This is a genomic window from Polynucleobacter necessarius (assembly GCF_900095215.1).
Classification (GTDB): domain Bacteria; phylum Pseudomonadota; class Gammaproteobacteria; order Burkholderiales; family Burkholderiaceae; genus Polynucleobacter; species Polynucleobacter necessarius_H.
On the sequence record NZ_LT606949.1, the window covers coordinates 462,297 to 478,954 of the forward strand.

Sequence of the window (16,658 nt, forward strand, 5' to 3'; positions counted from 1 at the left end):
AAGGGATTATCTCTTAAATATCAGCGGGGCTTAGCTCGGTTGTTGAATTGAGATGTTTGCGCTTAACTCTTCGCCACCACCTCCCGTGCGCACCCCCTTGACGGGTGCGGCTGAATAGTAGTCGCGACCTACTGCTACTCTAATGTGACGAGAGTCAATTAAACAAGCATGAGCGATATCAATACTAATCCAGATCCCTTTATCCACATCGCTACAAAAGTCGATCCATGCGTGGCTGGCAAGGTTTTGGGACTCTTCTGCAAAGAAAGAACCGATGACATAGCGAGCAGGAATTTGTGAGGCACGGCAAAGGCTCAACATGACATGCGCATGATCTTGGCAAACACCCGATTTCATCGCAAAAGATTGAGCGGCTGTAGTCGCAAAGTTGGTTTGCCCCGGGGAGTAGATGATCGTATCTTGTATGGCGGATGCTAGGCTCAGAACTTGGTCTATAGAGTTCCTCGTGGGAAGGTTCGTAGCGAAGTATTCCAACATGGTAGCAGTTAGTTCGGTTAGATTGGTCTGCTGAAGAAGGTAGTAAGGGGATGCCGCTTTGGCATCATCCACAAACTCAAAAGCATCTTGGGTATGTAGTTCTCCTTCCGCTTCAATCATCATTGATGTATAGGGACTCTCCTGCACAAATACACTGCAGATATTTCCGAAGGTATCTATGGAATTCGATGCCTTAATTGGCGTGCTTACTTTCCATTTGTCTATTTGTTGACCTGCGATAGATGGTGGCGTTAGGCGTAGCTCTTGAATGGAGTAACGGACTGGCGTTTCATAGCGATATTCAGTGCGGTGACGGATCTTTAGGTGCATATATTCTTTATGAAAGCTTAGGGGACCGCTAATGGAATGAGGGATGCATTGCTAAACTCATCGGCAATGTGATTAATGCGCTCTAAAAAAGTCTCGATGAACTCTTCTAGACCTTGTTCAAAGACTTCATCAATATCGGAGTACTCCAAGCTGGCCTTGAGTTTGCCAAGCAAGCGTTCAATTTCCTTGGATTGATGATTTTTTACCTCGGAAATCAAAGGAATTAATTCATTGATGCAGCAAACCAATGAGCGTGGCATTTGTCTGTTGAAAATCAGCAACTCGGCAACCTGTTTTGGGGTTACTTGATCCGAATACATTTGACGATAAATCTCAAATGCCGATACTGAGCGGAGTAGTGCGGCCCAATGGTAAAAATCAAAGAATTCACCGTCGGCCTTCTCATTGCTAGATCGATTTGAGCCGAGAATCTTTAGGGCGGCCTGATCTTCATACTGCGTTTCCAGGATGTGAGCGGTGTTATCGGCACGCTCAAGCAGCGTACCTACGCTTATAAAAGGCTTCATTCTTGAGCATCGTGCCATAGAGAGCGCCCGTAAAGAGATGGCAACGGTGTTTGACCCAGTCCAATAGGCGACTTGGGTCGGCTTGATGTCTAGCCTCCAAGATGCGTTGCAGTTCAAGCCAGGTAGTATTTTGCGTTTCCAAAACCTCGGAGGTAATCTTGCCTCGAATGACGCGGGCATTTTCACGCGCTGCAAATAAACAAGAAACAATGCTAGAAGGATTGCTGGTTTCATAGATCATAAAATCCAGTAGATTCTCGCGATTAATCAGATCATACTTGCTGAGCAATGCCTCTTCTAGTTTGGCAATTGTGAGCAGCGTTTTCCACCTCTGCTCTAAAAATTCGGGTGGTTTGGGGAGTAAAGAGGTTTGGTGGTTTACGTCCAACATGCGCGCAGTATTCTCCGCGCGCTCGGTGTAACAAGCCATCCAATAAAGACAGTCAGCTGTGCGACTTAACATATGATTTTCTGATTCCTCTTACGCTTCCAATACCCAGGTGTCTTTAGTTCCGCCACCTTGAGAGGAGTTCACTACTACAGCACCTTCTTTGAGTGCGACCCTGGTTAATTCGCCCGGCACCATCTTGATAGTTTTGCCTGACAGCACAAATGGTCGTAAGTCGATATGTCGTGGCGCAACGCCTGACTCCACAAAGGTTTGGCAAGTCGAGAGTGCTAAGATAGGTTGGGCAATATATTGAGCTGGGTTGGCAATCAAATGTGCTCTAAATTCTTCGATTTCCGCTTTTGTAGAGGCAGGTCCCACCAACATGCCATAACCGCCAGCTCCGTGGGTTATCTTTACTACCAACTTATTCAAATCGGCTAAGGTATAGGCCAAATCATCTGGATTGCGACACTGGAAGGTGGGTACATTATTGAGAATGGGTTTTTCGCCGAGATAAAACTCGATCATCTCGGGCACATAGGGATAAATAGAGTTGTCATCGGCAATACCCGTCCCATTAGCTAATGTGACATTACCAGCGCGATGCGCTGATAAGAGGCCGGCAACTCCTAATGTTGAATCAGAGCGGAATGCCAATGGATCTAAGCAATCATCGTCAACACGGCGATAGATCACGTCGACCCTTTCAGGGACTTGAGTAGTGCGCATAAAGACTTGTTCATTCTTAACGAATAAATCCTTGTCTTTGACTAACTCAACACCCATCTGCTGCGCAAGGTAGCGATGCTCAAAGTATGCGGAGTTATACATGCCGGGTGTTAATACAACTACATTGGGTTTTTTGCGTCATCAGGTTTTACGGAGTTAAGGCACTCCAATAAAAGATCGGGATAGTGCTCTCCAGGAGCAACTCGATATTTTTGAAAGAGATCGGGGAAGAGTCGCATCATCATCTTGCGGTCTTCAACCATATAAGAAACGCCTGATGGAACGCGCAGATTATCTTCTAGTGCATAAAACTTGCCTTTGCCAGCTCGCACGATATCAATGCCTGCAATCTGCGCGTAGATGTCACGAGGTACGCTCACGTTGCGCATCTCTGGGCGATATTGCGCATTGTTGTAAATCTGTTAAGCAGGGATGACTCCCGCTTTGATGATTTCTTCATCGTGGTAGACGTCATAGATGAAGCGGTTCAGCGCTTTCATGCGTTGACGTAGTCCGGCATCAAGCTGCTCCCACTCTTTGGCAGAGAAAATGCGGGGTACCTGATCGAAGGGGATGATCCTTTCGGATCCTAGGTCATCACCATAGACCGCGAAGGTAATGCCCACTCGCCTAAATATGAGGTCGGCTTCAGCTCGCTTGAGACCCATGAGGGCGTCACTGTGCTGTTTTAACCAATTTTGAAAAATTTGGTAGTGTGGACGCGCTTTGCCTGCGGCGTCGAGCATTTCGTCAAAAGGCAATTTCATAGTTACAAAGCTCATGCTTTTGTAAGCAATGAGCTGTGCAGGTTGAAGCGGCTGGGTGCTGGAGGGCACCAAAAAAGAGCATAAATGCTCGAATTGGTGGCATCAAAGCCGGCGCTACCCTTGTTAAAGATTAAGCGTTGAGATCGCCTCTCGCAATTCGACCTTTGTGTACTTCCCACTCGCGTTCTTTGGTGGCAGCTCGCTTGTCGTGTTGCTTTTTACCTCTCGCTAAACCAATTTCACACTTCACATTGCCTTTGGAGAAATGGAGGTTGAGAGAAACCAGGGTATAGCCTTTTTGTTCTACTTTGCCGATAAGTTTGCGGATTTCAATGGCGTTCAGTAATAGTTTCCTGGTTCGAGTACTATCGGGAACAATATGAGTAGATGCTGAGAGTAGGGGAGTGATATGGCAGCCAATCAGGAATAGCTCCGCCTTGCGAATGACAACATACGCTTCCTTGATGTGCACGCGGCCTGCGCGAATGGCCTTTACTTCCCAGCCTTCCAGTACAAGCCCTGCCTCAAAGCGTTCCTCGATAAAATAATCAAAGAAGGCTTTTTTGTTATCGACGATACTCATATTTATTTAGCTCTCAAGAACGATTATGGCAGACGTCTACAAGACCGTTTTAATTGGCCAATCAGCCGACCGTATGTACGGGTTGGTGACGGATGTTGCTCGCTATCCAGAATTTTTGCCCTGGTGTGGTGGGGTGGGGATTTTTGAGCAGACCGAAACGGTCCTTGATGCCAAAATCAATATTCATTTCAAGGGTATTACGCAGTATTTTCATACCCGCAATGTCAATCAGCGCCCAGAAACTATCGATATGGTCTTTGTAGATGGCCCTTTCAAGCATTTGTCGGGGCAGTGGCACTTTATCCCTTTGCGTGAGGATGCCTGTAAGGTGGAGTTCAAGCTGCACTGGGAATTTAAGAGCGTCATCCTGGATAAGAGCATTGGCCCAGTCTTTGGTCATATAGCGGGCACTTTTGTGGATTGCTTTGTGAAACGTGCAGAAGAGCTCTATGGCTGAGCGCGTGCTTGATTTAACTCTTTGTGATGCCAGGCAGGGCGATCTGGAGCTAAGGCCCTTCAAGCTGATTTTGGAGGCTGGGGAGGTGGCGACAGTTGGGGTGGCTCTAGTTAGGGCTGGAATTGCGACTGGCCCAGATGATCCTGTTTTAGCCAGAAAGGGCTGTTTTGGGGTCTTTGGCAAGCGCAAGGACTGGGATAGCCGCATTTATGCAGGGGATCGCTTGGAGCTCTACTCCCCGTTGCTCATCGACCCTAAGACGGTCCGTCGCAAGAAGGCACACCAGAATCAGGATGCCAAATTCCAGGCTGCCGCAGCTAAAAGAAAGGCTAGGAGGCTATAATCGATTTTTGCGACTAGGGGTTTTGCATGCGACTCATTCAAAAAGCACTCACTTTTGACGATGTCCTCCTCGTACCGGCCTATTCCTCGGTACTCCCTCGAGATGCCAGCTTGGCAAGTAAGTTAACTCGAGAAATTTCACTCAATACACCATTGGTGTCCGCAGCGATGGATACCGTTACCGAAGGTCGTTTGGCAATTGCCATGGCCAGCGAAGGTGGTATTGGCATCATTCATAAAAACTTGAAGCCCGCTGAGCAGGCGCGCGAAGTAGCCAAAGTAAAGCGTTACGAATCTGGCGTGCTACGTGATCCAATCACCATTGCTCCAGAAGTTACCTTGCGCCAAGTAATTCAACTTTCTCGCGAACATGGCTTCTCGGGATTCCCGGTTCTCGTTGACAAAGAGGTGGTGGGGATTATTACGAACCGCGATTTGCGTTTCGAAGAAGATTTAGATGCGCCGGTAAAAAGCAAAATGACTCCACGTGAGCGTTTGATCACTGTAAAAGAAGGTTGTTCATTAGACGAAGCAAAACATTTGATGAGTCAGCATCGCTTGGAGCGCGTATTAGTTGTCAACGATAAGTTTGAATTACGCGGCTTAATTACAGTTAAAGATATTCTCAAGGCGACTGAGCATCCTAATGCTTGTAAGGATTGCGAAGGTAAGCTGCGCGTGGGCGCCGCGGTTGGTGTCGGTCCTGACAATGACGAGCGTATCGAGCTATTGGTGCGTGCTGGTGTTGACGTGATTGTGGTTGATACCGCGCACGGCCACAGCCAAGGCGTATTAGATCGCGTGAAGTGGGTCAAGAAAACCTTCCCTCATGTGCAAGTGATTGGCGGCAATATTGCCACTGGCGATGCTGCTAAAGCGTTGGCTGATCATGGTGCTGATGGCGTCAAGGTTGGTATTGGACCAGGCTCAATTTGTACTACTCGTATTGTTGCTGGTGTTGGTGTTCCCCAAATTACCGCAATCGTGAATGTGGCTACCGCACTCAAAGGTACAGGCATCCCATTGATTGCCGATGGTGGCGTGCGTTACTCTGGCGACGTTGCAAAAGCGCTAGCTGCTGGTGCTAGCTCTGTCATGATGGGTGGCATGTTTGCTGGCACAGACGAAGCGCCTGGTGAAGTGTTCTTGTATCAAGGACGTTCATACAAGAGTTATCGCGGTATGGGATCCTTGGGTGCGATGGCCGATGGTTCTGCCGATCGTTACTTCCAGAGCGACATTGTTGCCAATGCAGAGAAGCTTGTGCCCGAAGGAATTGAAGGTCAAGTGCCTTATAAGGGCAGTGTATTGGCGATCTTGCATCAGCTCACAGGCGGTATTCGTTCCTCTGTGGGCTATCTCGGTTGCAAAACCATTTCTGAGCTCCATGAAAACGCCAACTTTGTAGAGATCACATCTGCTGGAGTGCGTGAGTCACACGTACATGATGTGAAGATTACTAAAGAAGCGCCAAATTACCATATTGATTAACAATTAAAAAAGCTGAAATAAGGGCTGTTTCTTTCGTGCACGACAAAATACTGATTCTCGACTTTGGTTCACAAGTAACTCAACTCATTGCTCGGCGCGTGCGCGATGGACGGGTCTATTCAGAGATTCATCCCTATGATTGCGATCCAGAATTCATTCGCAAGTTCATTCAAGAGAAGAGCGGTAAGGGCATCATTCTTTCAGGTGGCCCTAGCTCTGTAACGGAAGAGGGTAGTCCACGTGCACCACAAATTGTTTTTGAGCTTGGCGTTCCAGTTTTAGGTATTTGCTACGGCATGCAAACCATGGCCACTCAGTTGGGTGGCGCTGTTGCCTCTGCTGAGTCTTTGGATAAAGCGCGTGAGTTTGGCTACTCTGAAGTGCGTGCTCATGGCCATACCAATCTGCTCAAAGGTATTCAGGACTTTTCTACAAGTGAAGGCCACGGCATCCTCAAAGTGTGGATGAGTCATGGCGATTCCGTTACGACCTTGCCACCATCGTTTAAGTTAATGGCTTCTACCGAGTCTTGTCCGATTGCCGGCATGGCAGATGAGGACCGTCGCTTCTACGCATTCCAGTTTCATCCTGAAGTCACTCATACCATTCAAGGTACTGCGATCATCGAGCGCTTTGTCCACGAGATTTGCCAGTGCAAGCCTGACTGGGTCATGGGTGATTACATCGCTGAGGCGGTTGAGAAGATTCGCAAACAGGTTGGCGACGAAGAAGCGATTCTTGGCCTGTCTGGTGGTGTTGACTCTAGTGTTGTTGCCGCTTTGATCCATCGCGCGATTGGTGATCAACTCACTTGCGTGTTTGTAGATCATGGCTTGCTTCGTCTTAATGAAGGCGATATGGTGATGGAAATGTTTGCGCGCAATTTAGGCGTGAAAGTGATTCGTGTTGATGCTAAAGATACCTTGATGGGTGAATTAGCTGGAGTTTCGGATCCGGAGGCAAAACGCAAAATTATTGGTAAAGAATTTGTGGAAATCTTCCAAGCAGAATCTGGAAAAATCAAAAACGCTAAATGGCTTGCCCAGGGAACTATTTATCCAGATGTGATTGAATCCGCCGGAAAAGGTAAGAAGGGTGCGCATACCATTAAGAGTCACCATAATGTGGGTGGCTTGCCAGAAGACATGCATCTCAAATTGCTTGAGCCACTACGTGAACTCTTTAAAGATGAGGTCCGTGAGCTTGGTGTCGCCTTAGGTCTGCCTCGTGAGATGGTATATCGCCAGCCATTCCCAGGGCCTGGTCTTGGTGTACGCATCTTAGGTGAAGTCAAAGCGGAATTTGCCAGCTTGCTACAACGCGCCGATGCGATCTTTATTGAAGAGTTGCGCAATACGATTGATGAAGTCAGTCAAAAATCTTGGTATGACCTAACTAGTCAAGCCTTTGCTGTGTTCTTGCCGGTGAAGTCTGTAGGCGTGATGGGTGATGGCAGAACTTGTGAATACGTTGTGGCGCTGAGGGCGGTGCAGACGCAAGACTTTATGACAGCGCATTGGGCCCATTTGCCACATGATTTGCTTGGCAAGGTTTCCAATCGCATCATCAATGAAGTGCGCGGCATCAATCGAGTTGTGTATGACATCAGTGGCAAACCGCCAGCAACAATAGAGTGGGAATAAGGCGCTGGCTAAATCAGCCTACCAATTCCTATGCTTTAATTACGAGCGGCGGCACTCGAAATCCTGGCAGGGATTGATGCAGAAACTAAAGTAACTCAGTTATTAAATCGGTTTTCTGAATATCAGCAGCAGCGCATTGCGCTCGATATTTCTCGCCAGATCCACTCTCAGACTTTCAGACTCCCAGGGCGACCCCCAAAACCAGAATTAGTTCTTCCTAAGCTCGTTCCCAAAAGAAGAATGGATACGCCAGAAGGTAGGGCGGGTTTATTGCACTCCCTTGCCCATATCGAATTTAACGCCATGAATCTCGCTTTAGATGCGATCTAGCGATTTCAGGATATGCCACAGGAATACTATGAATACTGGCTTAAGGTCGTCAAGGAAGAGGCTTATCACTTTAGTTTGGTAAACAAGCACTTGCACTCACTCGGTTTTACCTATGGTGATTTTCCGGCCCATAACAGCTTGTGGGAAATGGTTGAGCGCACAACCGATTCAGTCATCGCCAGAATGGCGCTGGTTCCCAGAACCATGGAAGCTAGAGGATTGGATGCGGTGCCGATGATTCGGGATCGTTTTAAGCAAATCAAAGAATTGAGAGCAGTTGAGATCCTAGAGATCATGCTGAATCATGCAATTGGCCATGTCTTGATTGGCAATCGTTGGTCTAATTTCTTATGTGTTAAAGAAGGTCTTTCTCCGATCACCGCGTATCGAGAGCTGGCTGCAAAATATCGCGCACCTATTTTAACGGGACCCTTTAATGTTGAGGCTCGTAAACGGGCTGACTTTACTTCTGAAGAGTTAAGTCTTCTTGGGGCATAGTAAGAATATGAAGGTATTAAGCCTCATTCATCCGATGACTCAATTGAATACGCCGTATCCCTCTACGGCTTACCTCACGGGGTTTTTAAGGTCTCGTGGTGTCGATGTCGTTCAAGAGGATTTGGCTCTAGCTCTAGTGCTTAGTTTTTTTACGCCAGAAGGTTTATCTGAGATCCGAGCAGAAGCGCTTCGCGCGCCCGAAGAGAGTCGCAGCGCAAGCGTCAATTTCTTCTGGGACTACTTTGCGGAGTATCAATCCGCTATCTCGCCAGTAATTACTTTTTTTCAGGGGCGCGACAGCACGCTGAGTCATCGCATCAATTTACGGGCGTTTTTGCCTGCAGGTCCACGCTTTGCGTCCTTGGATGTTTTTGATGATGAAGATAGCAGCGATCCATTGGCTTGGGCATTTGGTGCCATAGGGTCACAAGATCGTGCCCGTCATTTAGCAACGCTATACCTTAGCGATTTATCGGATGTATTGCATGATGCTGTTGATGATCGTTTTGAATTCGTGCGCTATGCGGAGTCACTCGCAAGCAGTCAACCCACGTTTGCGCCTTTAGCGGATGCATTACAGGCTAAGCCGACGTTAATGGATTTACATTTACAAAAATTGACTGGCAACGCAATAGAGCGGCATCGTCCAGATCTAGTTCTGTTGTCGGTCCCATTTCCAGGGGCAATGTATGCCGCCTTGCGGATAGCCCAGGAGATTAGAAAAGCGCATCCAAAGATCCAGATTGCTTTAGGTGGTGGATATGTGAATACGGAGCTTCGGGAGTTGTCTGATGCGCGTATTTTTGATTATGTGGATTTCATCACGCTTGATTCTGGGGAGAGGCCGCTACTAGCTTTGCTTGAGCATCTTGCAGGAAAGCGCTTAGCTGAAAGATTGGTGCGCACCTTTATTCGCAATTCAGATAATCAAGTGCGGTACCTCAATTGGCAAGAGCCAGATGTGCCTTTTGAGGAGGTGGGGACCGCCACTTGGGATGGGTTGCCACTCGATTCCTACTTGTCGCTTCTGGATATGCTGAACCCGATGCACCGTTTATGGAGCGATGGCCGCTGGAATAAGCTCACAGTTGCGCACGGATGTTATTGAAAGAAGTGTAGTTTCTGTGATGTATCGCTTGATTACATTTCTCGGTATGAGACGGCATCTGCCGATTGGTTGGTAGATCGGATTGAGCAAATTGTTGCTGAAACGGGGCAGACCGGATTTCACTTTGTCGACGAGGCTGCACCACCCAAAATATTAAAAGCCCTTGCTGCAGAATTGATTCGTCGTAAGACGGTTATTTCCTGGTGGTGCAATATTTGCTTTGAAAAAACCTTTACACCGGAGTTGGCTGAGCTACTGGCGAAAAGTGGCTGTATTGCGATGTCGGGTGGGCTTGAAGTTGATTCTGATCGCCTTCTCAATCTAATGAAAAAGGGTGTGTCAGTCGAGCAAGTAGCTCAAGTGACCAAAGGTTTTTCAGATGCTGGCATTCTGGTGCACGCTTACCTTATGTATGGTTTCCCAACGCAAACCGTGCAAGAAACGGTAGATGCCTTGGAATACGTAAAGCCACTATTTGAGAATGGGTGCATACAGAGCGGTTTTTTCCATTGCTTTATTTGTACGGTGCATTCGCCGGTGGGGCTGAATCCTCAAGAGGATGGAATTGAATTAATACCCTTACCCCAAATTACTTTTGCCGAGAATGATGTCGCCTTTCTTGACTCTACTGGAGTTGATCATGATGCCTTGGGCCAAGGTTTAAAAAGGCCATCTATAACTATATGCATGGCGTTGGCTTTGAAATGAATGTGAAGTCTTGGTTTGATGGATTGGACATCGCCATACCGAAAACCACAGTGCCTAAAAGCTTTATAGAGAATGCTTTGCGCGATTATCATATGCGCTTAAATTGGAATTACAATAAATTTCACAGCCTTTCATTTTTAGTGGAGTAAATAAATGAAGTTATTGCGTCGCACTTTCATTACATCTGCAGCCTTAGCTCCAGTAGCCTGCGGAGTGCCATTGGCATATCAGCGAGGAACGCCTGTTGCTCAACTGGTACCCGCTCCACAAGTCAGAGCCCCTCAAGCAGGGCAGGAGTGGACGTAAATTAAACGTGATGTTTTGGATGGAAAGATTAGTGGGGTTATCACCGAGCGTGTTGCGAGTGTTGGCTCAACTATTGTGATTGAGCACGCTGATGAAAATGGCAGCCCATTGGCGAGTGAGATTCAGGATCCTTGTGGTACGGTACAGCTAGATACCTCTTGGCCACGTTTGATGAGTTTTAAACCACCACCCTCAAATATCTCAATGAAATACCTTACTTTCAAAGCCAAGATGTCTTTAGAGTGTCCAATTATCGGGAGGAAGAACTCTGGTTTGCTCCAGAAATTGTGCGCTGGGTGATCCGTAGATCACTTTGGCGTTATTTACTGGGTGGCATGCGATGGAGTGGCGCGCTCTGGGAGGATTACCTGGAGTGGAAGCTAATCTCCTGGAAAGCAGCAATACGCTTAAAATAAGCGTATTGCTATGTATACCGTAAAAGAACTATTTCCCACCTTACAAGGTGAAGGTGCCAACGCAGGTAGGGCGACGGTATTTTGCCACTTTGCTGGATGCAATATCTGGACTGGTCGCCAAGAAGATCGTGCATCTGCTGTTTGTCAGTTTTGCGATACCGATCGTGTAGGTAGCGATGGTTCCGGTGGTGGAAAGTTTGAGACAGCCACCTCTCTCGCCGATGCCATTGAATCATCATGGCGCAGCACTTCTGCCGGGCCCCAACAGCGATATGTTGTTTTTACTGGGGGAGAGTCCATCTTGCAGCTGGATGAACAATTAATGACCGCGCTTCATCAAAAAGGCTTTACGGTGGCGATTTAAACGAACGGCACTCTTAAGATTCCCAATGGAATTGATTGGGTGTGCGTCAGCCCAAAATCAGGCTCTGAATTAATTGTGCTGCAAGCGGATGAATTGAAATTAGTCATTCCACAAGATAGCCATCAAGAATTGGAAACGCTGATGGCTCGCTTTGAAAAAATGGACTATCGAAATCGTTTCTTGCAGCCTATGGATGGTCCATAGCCTCAAAAGCAACACGGAATTAGCGGTAAGCTTGTGCCAAAAGCATCCTTTATGGAGATTGAGTTTGCAATCCCATAAACTCATTGGGATTCGATAATTGGGCTTAAGCTCAAATCAAGATTAATTCAGCCATCAATGACAAATAAACAACCTGCCATCTCTATTGCTCGCCGCCTTGAGTTTGACTCAGAACACCGCATTCCAAATCATGATGGGCAATGTCGTCATCTCCATGGACATCGTTATGCGATTGAAGTGACTTTAACTGGTGAGGTGGCCGACCATCCTGGTAAAGCTGATGATGGCATGGTGCTAGATTTTGGTGATATCAAACGCTTAACAAATCAATATGTTGTTGACCTTTGGGATCACGCTTTTGTAGTTGCCAAAGAGGATGAGGGTTTAGTTGCCTTTCTTGCTAGCTTGCCCAACCATAAGACGGTGATCATGGAGCATGTGCCTACTGTCGAAAATTTGGCGAATGCTGCCTTTGCAATTTTGCAGCCTGTGTTTAGCAAGGCGTTTGGTGGTCGCTTAGAGATCTCATCCATTCGCCGCTATGAGACGCCCAATTGTTGGGCCGATGTTCATCCTGCTTAAATGACGCAAGCAGAGCTTGATCGGCAACATATGCGTATGGCAATTGAGCAGGCTCAGTTGGCTGCGCAGTCGGGTGAGGTTCCGGTGGGCGCGGTGCTTGTCAAGGATGGTCAAGTAATTGCAAAAGCGTTTAATAGGCCAATTGCGAATCACGACCCTAGCGCTCATGCTGAAATGCTGTCTTTGCGTGAGGCAGCTCTTGTTGAAGAAAATTATCGTATCCCAGGCAGCACTCTATATGTCACTTTAGAGCCGTGCGCAATGTGTTCAGGAGCCATGTTTCATGCTCGGGTTGATCGGGTGGTTTATGGCGCACCAGATCCCAAGACGGGTGCGGCTGGAAGCGTGTTGAACTTATTTGCCTCTAAACAGATTAACCATCAGACTAGTGTTGAAGGTGGCATTATGAGCGAAGAGTGTGGTCAGTTACTGCGCGATTTTTTTAAGGGGCGACGTTGAAATCCATTCACCTAATTGCTCCCTCTGGGGCGAGCTTAGATAACAAAAGCACTTTAGCTGGGATCGACTGGCTAGAGCGCCAAGGCATTTCAATCCAAAATACTGATTGTGTTCATAGAGTGTATGAACGATTTGCAGTGGGCGATGAGGCTCGGCTTGCGGAGATCAACCAATTGCCTCAAGTAAATTCACAAACTGTAGTGATGGCAATGCGTGGTGGTTATGGTCTTCATCGCTTGCTTCCAGGCATGGAGTGGAATGGGATTGCAAAGGCAGTTAAAAGCGGGTTACAGATTTGCGGCCATAGTGATTTCACGGTATTTCAGTTGGGATTGTTAGCAAAAACAGGCGCCATTACATTGGCTGGACCAATGCTGAATTATGACTTTGGGCGACTTGCCGATGATGGTGCCCCAGTAGTCCCGGATGCATTCATGTGGCAGCATTTTCAGAATGCCGCTCAGAATCGAAGTGTGGAATGTCAGGTTTCGGCGCCGTAATCTTTCCTGGGCGCACCCAATGCCCATTCTCTAACGGGTTTATTGTCGGGCGGTAACTTGACTGTTGTAGCAGGTTTGGTGGGCACACCCTATTTTCCAAGTGCCCAACAAACGCGTGCCGGTATTTTATTCCTAGAGGATGTCAAGGAGCGCACTTATCGCATAGAGAGAATGTTGATGCAGCTGCTGGATGCGGAAGTGCTTTCCAATCAGGGTGCGATCTTGCTGGGTGGTTTCTCTGCCTACCGTCTTTACGATAACGATAAAGGGTATTCACTTGAAAGAGCGATCGAGGCTATTCGTAAGCGCTTGTCGCCAGAGATTCCTATTTTGACGGGTTTACCGTTTTGGCATCAGTCGAATAAATTAACTTGACCCGTTGGTGCTGCAGCGAATCTAAGTTTCAATGCAAGCGGGTTTGAGATTAAGGCTCAGTGGTAATGCGATTGGCGCTTTAGTTTTTCGCTTCGAAGCTTTTCAATACAAATTGGCCGCCGCCATTGATGCCTAGCGCCTTAACCAAAGTTGGCAGGGCTTGAGCTAAGTGTTTTTCTAGAGTCCAGGGCGGATTGATGATGAACATACCGCTGGACTGTAGGCGTCGCTCACCGGGCGCATTTTCAACGCGCAATTCTGTATGAAGCCAGGAGCGTTTATATTGGGCCGCAATCTTTTTTAGCCTATCCGGCAAAGCTGCGGATTCTCTTCTAGAGATACGGGATACCAGATTGCATAACAGCCCGTAGCAAATCGTTGCAATGCCTCTTCCATCGCAGTCTCAAGATATCGATAATCCTGCTTGTCTTCATAGGAAGGGTCTATTAGTACCAGTCCGCGTCTACTTGGGGGTGGTAGTAAGCCCTTTAGCCTAGAGAAACTATCTTCCGAATAAATGTCAATTTGCTTTGACTGCTTTAGCTCGCCAATATTGTGGCGAAGAATATCGATTTCTTTTGGGTGTAGTTCAAATAGCTTGAGGCGATCTTGTGGACGTAGTAGGCGAGCAAGGATAAAAGGAGAGCCGGGATAGTTTGTTAGTTGTTCATCCTGATTCTCAGCTTCAATGCGCTTTCAGTACTCCTGAATGCTCTCCGGGATTAGAGTATTAGCGCGCCTGCAGGTCTTCACATATTGAGTAAGGCGAAAAATTCCGCCATCCGCTTCTTTGCTCACAGTTGAGAACCCATCTTGTAGGCTATAAACGTCAGCGCCCGCATGCGTGTCCACAATCGTCAGTGCGCCAGGCTTTTCCTGAAGATACTCAACTAAATGAATGCGGGTAAGGTGCTTCAGGATATCTGCATGACTACCGGCATGAAATGCGTGTCTATAGCTAAACATATCAGAGCAGCCTCATTACTGGCGAACTTGGGTAAATTGCGCTGTAGCAAAAAATGCAAGCGTAATAACGATGATGGCGATTGAGGCATACTGCAGTGGTTGGTTTAATTCCAGATCCATTACTTTGGTAATGTGCGCGTAAATAGCCGCTAAGCCGCCAATGGCAATAGTGCGTGACCAGGCGCTTTTGAGGTTGAGGGCATCCTTGGTAAGGCGATCCGCCAAGAGGGCGCCAAACATTCCGCACCACATGCCCACTCCCGCTCCCGCCAGTACATCGGTGAGCCAGTGGGCTCCAACGGCATTGCGAGAGAGCCCTACGCACGTCGCCAGCAAAAACAAGCCAAGCAGGGGTGCGCGTTTCTCTTTATTCGCCGAAAAATAGAGAGCGCTTGCAATGGCAAAGGCGGTAAGCGTGTGACCAGATGGAAATGCTTTATTGAGCAGCACTTCGCCGATTCGGTGAAAGCTGCCACTCTCTAGAAGGCTGGCAGGTCTTGGTAAGTTAAATGCATTTTTAAGTACTGTTGTTGCTATAGCGGAGATGATGCCAGCGAAAATACCGGCAGAGAGCATTTTTGGTGCCAATAGTAAAAGCGGAAAAGCAAGAGCGAATAACCCCCAACCATTTCCTAGAAATGTAAGCCAGGCCCAGAGTGTGTCTGGTAAATACTGCGTTAGTTGATTGATGAATAAAAAGCTACTACTTTGCAGTTCACCAAAGTAAATCGCGAATACGAGGACAATAGGGGCGAGCGGAAAAAACCAAGCAAACCGAGATATTGCGCTTTTACGCATTCAGCTTAATGAGCCTTAGCTTGATCGGCGTCTTGTAATTGCTTAACCACTTTATCAAGCACCTGAGAAACGGTAATGGCTTGCATGCAGACATTGTCATGACAGGGAGTCTTGCGATGATTGGCGGCGCTCACGCAGGGGGAACAGGCTAGGTTAGCGGTAATGGCAATCGAGTTTCCAACTGAGCCATAAAGTGCTGGAGTCTCTGGTCCAAAGAGCACAACGGTTCTTAATGGAGTTACCGCTGCAAAATGGCCTGGACCAGAATCATTTGTCACCATCACATCGGATAAGGTGTAGAGCGGTGGCAACTCAGCAAAGCTCACTTGTCCAGCAAAGTTCAACGCATTTTTAACATTAGCTACAGCTCGAACTTTTTCAACATACTCAAATTCAGCGGGTGAGCCAGTAATGAGGATGAGGTCATGTGGATATTGCTGATGTATGGCCTGCATGAGTTCGGAAAAACGTTGTTGAGCCCAACGACGCTGCGGAAGTAGATCGCTGGCATTTGGGTTGATCAGGATGAGGCGGTTTTTGCCGGACGCGTAATCAATGTTCGCCTCTTTGGCTAAGGTCTGAATGCGCTCGCGAACTTTTTCTAAAGCGCTTGGATTGATAATGGCTTGCTCTAGACGTACTTCGGAGTCGGGGATTTCAATCTTACTAAAAGGAACTTCAATCTTTTGGGCAAAAGCGGCATGAATCAAAGAGAGAAAGTTCTTGGTGCTATGCATATGTGGGTTGTAATGTACTTTGCGGGTCAACATGAAGCCACGCCACAATCCTTCGCCGTGAAAGATGTGATAACCCACGCGACGACGGGCGCCACACATACCTGCTAATAGGGCGGTAAAGCGAGAGAACAGCTCTAAGTCAATTACGGTATCAATGCGGTGTTTGCGTGCCAGCACCAAAAAGCGCAAGGTATCTTTGATTAAGCAACCCAAGCTGGATGAATCTATGGTGAAGATGTTTTCTGGTTTAACGGTATTGAGTAAGGTTAGGCTGGCGCGATTGTTTTTAAAGATCAAGAAGAACAACTCAGCTCCGCGCGCCTGCGCATTACGCATTGCTGGATCCACCAAAATCGCGCTACCCATCTCTGAAAGTTCAATAAAGAGCAATTTCTTTGTGGTCTCAGGACCGCGATTGAAGATATTTTTTACGCCATCAATTAATGCGATCACGGGGCTAACCATTGCGCAAAGCGGTACACCGACCCAATGATCAATCGCGCGCATAGTGTTGACACTAATAGTCATAGC

Annotated in this window: 17 protein-coding genes and 5 pseudogenes; 13 read left to right on the forward strand and 9 right to left on the reverse strand. The window is 47.5% G+C overall.

Features of this window, described 5'->3' with window-relative positions; all coding sequences use genetic code 11:
* Positions 1-30: 30 nt before the first annotated feature.
* The 4 genes and pseudogenes from DXE35_RS02600 to smpB form a co-directional block, all read right to left on the reverse strand.
* Positions 31-828, reverse strand: a complete 798-nt coding sequence (locus tag DXE35_RS02600; RefSeq protein WP_114689486.1) for a transglutaminase family protein — start codon at positions 826-828, stop codon at positions 31-33.
* Between the two features lie 17 nt (positions 829-845).
* Positions 846-1,818 (reverse strand): annotated as a pseudogene (locus DXE35_RS02605) (alpha-E domain-containing protein).
* Positions 1,819-1,836: 18 nt separating this feature from the next.
* Positions 1,837-3,242: pseudogene (locus DXE35_RS02610) on the reverse strand (circularly permuted type 2 ATP-grasp protein).
* A 130-nt stretch (positions 3,243-3,372) separates the two neighbouring features.
* A complete protein-coding gene (gene smpB / locus DXE35_RS02615) occupies positions 3,373-3,825 on the reverse strand; it encodes an SsrA-binding protein SmpB (protein WP_114689487.1) in 453 nt (150 codons plus the stop codon).
* Positions 3,826-3,850: 25 nt separating this feature from the next.
* Here smpB and DXE35_RS02620 point away from each other — a divergent pair, with 25 nt between their 5' ends.
* The 13 genes and pseudogenes from DXE35_RS02620 (at position 3,851) to DXE35_RS10105 (ending at position 13,626) form a co-directional block, all read left to right on the forward strand.
* A complete protein-coding gene (locus DXE35_RS02620; RefSeq protein ID WP_114689488.1) occupies positions 3,851-4,282 on the forward strand; it encodes a type II toxin-antitoxin system RatA family toxin in 432 nt (143 codons plus the stop codon).
* Positions 4,275-4,625 (forward strand): RnfH family protein, encoded by a 351-nt coding sequence (locus DXE35_RS02625; RefSeq protein WP_114689489.1) that lies wholly within the window; start codon positions 4,275-4,277, stop codon positions 4,623-4,625. The genes DXE35_RS02620 and DXE35_RS02625 overlap by 8 nt, the downstream gene beginning before the upstream one ends.
* Before the next feature lie 26 nt (positions 4,626-4,651).
* Positions 4,652-6,115, forward strand: coding sequence for an IMP dehydrogenase (gene guaB, locus DXE35_RS02630; RefSeq protein ID WP_114689490.1), 1,464 nt, complete (start codon positions 4,652-4,654; stop codon positions 6,113-6,115).
* 35 nt (positions 6,116-6,150) lie between these two features.
* On the forward strand, positions 6,151-7,758 hold the full coding sequence (gene guaA, locus DXE35_RS02635) for a glutamine-hydrolyzing GMP synthase (RefSeq protein WP_114689491.1): 1,608 nt from the start codon (positions 6,151-6,153) through the stop codon (positions 7,756-7,758).
* Between the two features lie 60 nt (positions 7,759-7,818).
* A pseudogene (locus DXE35_RS02640) lies at positions 7,819-8,586 on the forward strand (ferritin-like domain-containing protein).
* A gap of 34 nt (positions 8,587-8,620) precedes the next feature.
* Positions 8,621-10,551 (forward strand): annotated as a pseudogene (locus DXE35_RS02645) (B12-binding domain-containing radical SAM protein).
* A 4-nt stretch (positions 10,552-10,555) separates the two neighbouring features.
* Complete coding sequence (locus tag DXE35_RS09210) at positions 10,556-10,708, forward strand: hypothetical protein (protein ID WP_162784945.1); 153 nt, start codon at positions 10,556-10,558, stop codon at positions 10,706-10,708.
* 15 nt (positions 10,709-10,723) lie between these two features.
* Positions 10,724-11,008, forward strand: coding sequence for a hypothetical protein (locus DXE35_RS02650; protein ID WP_114689492.1), 285 nt, complete (start codon positions 10,724-10,726; stop codon positions 11,006-11,008).
* 126 nt (positions 11,009-11,134) lie between these two features.
* Positions 11,135-11,789: pseudogene (gene queE / locus DXE35_RS02655) on the forward strand (7-carboxy-7-deazaguanine synthase).
* Between the two features lie 38 nt (positions 11,790-11,827).
* Positions 11,828-12,292, forward strand: a complete 465-nt coding sequence (locus tag DXE35_RS02660) for a 6-pyruvoyl trahydropterin synthase family protein (RefSeq protein WP_114689493.1) — start codon at positions 11,828-11,830, stop codon at positions 12,290-12,292.
* Positions 12,293-12,751: a tRNA adenosine(34) deaminase TadA gene (gene tadA, locus DXE35_RS02665; protein ID WP_114689494.1), complete on the forward strand. Its 459-nt coding sequence runs from the start codon at positions 12,293-12,295 to the stop codon at positions 12,749-12,751.
* Positions 12,748-13,251 (forward strand): LD-carboxypeptidase, encoded by a 504-nt coding sequence (locus DXE35_RS10100; RefSeq protein ID WP_231969936.1) that lies wholly within the window; start codon positions 12,748-12,750, stop codon positions 13,249-13,251. The genes tadA and DXE35_RS10100 overlap by 4 nt, the downstream gene beginning before the upstream one ends.
* Positions 13,252-13,293: 42 nt before the next feature.
* The gene (locus DXE35_RS10105) at positions 13,294-13,626 is read left to right on the forward strand and encodes a S66 peptidase family protein (RefSeq protein ID WP_269459849.1); all 333 of its coding nucleotides are present in this window, start codon (positions 13,294-13,296) and stop codon (positions 13,624-13,626) included.
* A gap of 79 nt (positions 13,627-13,705) precedes the next feature.
* Here DXE35_RS10105 and rlmJ (DXE35_RS11300) read toward each other — a convergent pair whose 3' ends face one another.
* From rlmJ (DXE35_RS11300) to DXE35_RS02685, 5 genes are all read right to left on the reverse strand, one after another.
* On the reverse strand, positions 13,706-13,942 hold the full coding sequence (gene rlmJ / locus DXE35_RS11300; RefSeq protein ID WP_415069861.1) for a 23S rRNA (adenine(2030)-N(6))-methyltransferase RlmJ: 237 nt from the start codon (positions 13,940-13,942) through the stop codon (positions 13,706-13,708).
* On the reverse strand, positions 13,927-14,316 hold the full coding sequence (rlmJ, locus tag DXE35_RS11305; protein WP_415070268.1) for a 23S rRNA (adenine(2030)-N(6))-methyltransferase RlmJ: 390 nt from the start codon (positions 14,314-14,316) through the stop codon (positions 13,927-13,929). Before rlmJ (DXE35_RS11305) ends, rlmJ (DXE35_RS11300) begins: the two co-directional genes overlap by 16 nt.
* 6 nt (positions 14,317-14,322) lie before the next feature.
* The gene (locus DXE35_RS11310; RefSeq protein WP_415069863.1) at positions 14,323-14,592 is read right to left on the reverse strand and encodes a 23S rRNA (adenine(2030)-N(6))-methyltransferase RlmJ; all 270 of its coding nucleotides are present in this window, start codon (positions 14,590-14,592) and stop codon (positions 14,323-14,325) included.
* A 15-nt stretch (positions 14,593-14,607) separates the two neighbouring features.
* Positions 14,608-15,168, reverse strand: a complete 561-nt coding sequence (locus tag DXE35_RS02680) for a phosphatase PAP2 family protein (protein WP_231969938.1) — start codon at positions 15,166-15,168, stop codon at positions 14,608-14,610.
* Between the two features lie 227 nt (positions 15,169-15,395).
* The gene (locus DXE35_RS02685; RefSeq protein WP_114689496.1) at positions 15,396-16,655 is read right to left on the reverse strand and encodes a glycosyltransferase family 9 protein; all 1,260 of its coding nucleotides are present in this window, start codon (positions 16,653-16,655) and stop codon (positions 15,396-15,398) included.
* Positions 16,656-16,658: the final 3 nt, after the last annotated feature.

Coding starts and splice junctions, on each gene's coding strand:
- DXE35_RS09210 (WP_162784945.1), top strand. CDS start 10,556: ATGAAGTTATTGCGTCGCACTTTCATTACATCTGCAGCCTTAGCTCCA.
- DXE35_RS02680 (WP_231969938.1), bottom strand. CDS start 15,168: ATGCTCTCTGCCGGTATTTTCGCTGGCATCATCTCCGCTATAGCAACA.
- DXE35_RS02620 (WP_114689488.1), top strand. CDS start 3,851: ATGGCAGACGTCTACAAGACCGTTTTAATTGGCCAATCAGCCGACCGT.
- DXE35_RS02685 (WP_114689496.1), bottom strand. CDS start 16,655: ATGACTATTAGTGTCAACACTATGCGCGCGATTGATCATTGGGTCGGT.
- DXE35_RS02600 (WP_114689486.1), bottom strand. CDS start 828: ATGCACCTAAAGATCCGTCACCGCACTGAATATCGCTATGAAACGCCA.
- smpB (WP_114689487.1), bottom strand. CDS start 3,825: ATGAGTATCGTCGATAACAAAAAAGCCTTCTTTGATTATTTTATCGAG.
- DXE35_RS11310 (WP_415069863.1), bottom strand. CDS start 14,592: ATGTTTAGCTATAGACACGCATTTCATGCCGGTAGTCATGCAGATATC.
- DXE35_RS02660 (WP_114689493.1), top strand. CDS start 11,828: ATGACAAATAAACAACCTGCCATCTCTATTGCTCGCCGCCTTGAGTTT.
- tadA (WP_114689494.1), top strand. CDS start 12,293: ATGACGCAAGCAGAGCTTGATCGGCAACATATGCGTATGGCAATTGAG.
- guaB (WP_114689490.1), top strand. CDS start 4,652: ATGCGACTCATTCAAAAAGCACTCACTTTTGACGATGTCCTCCTCGTA.
- DXE35_RS02625 (WP_114689489.1), top strand. CDS start 4,275: ATGGCTGAGCGCGTGCTTGATTTAACTCTTTGTGATGCCAGGCAGGGC.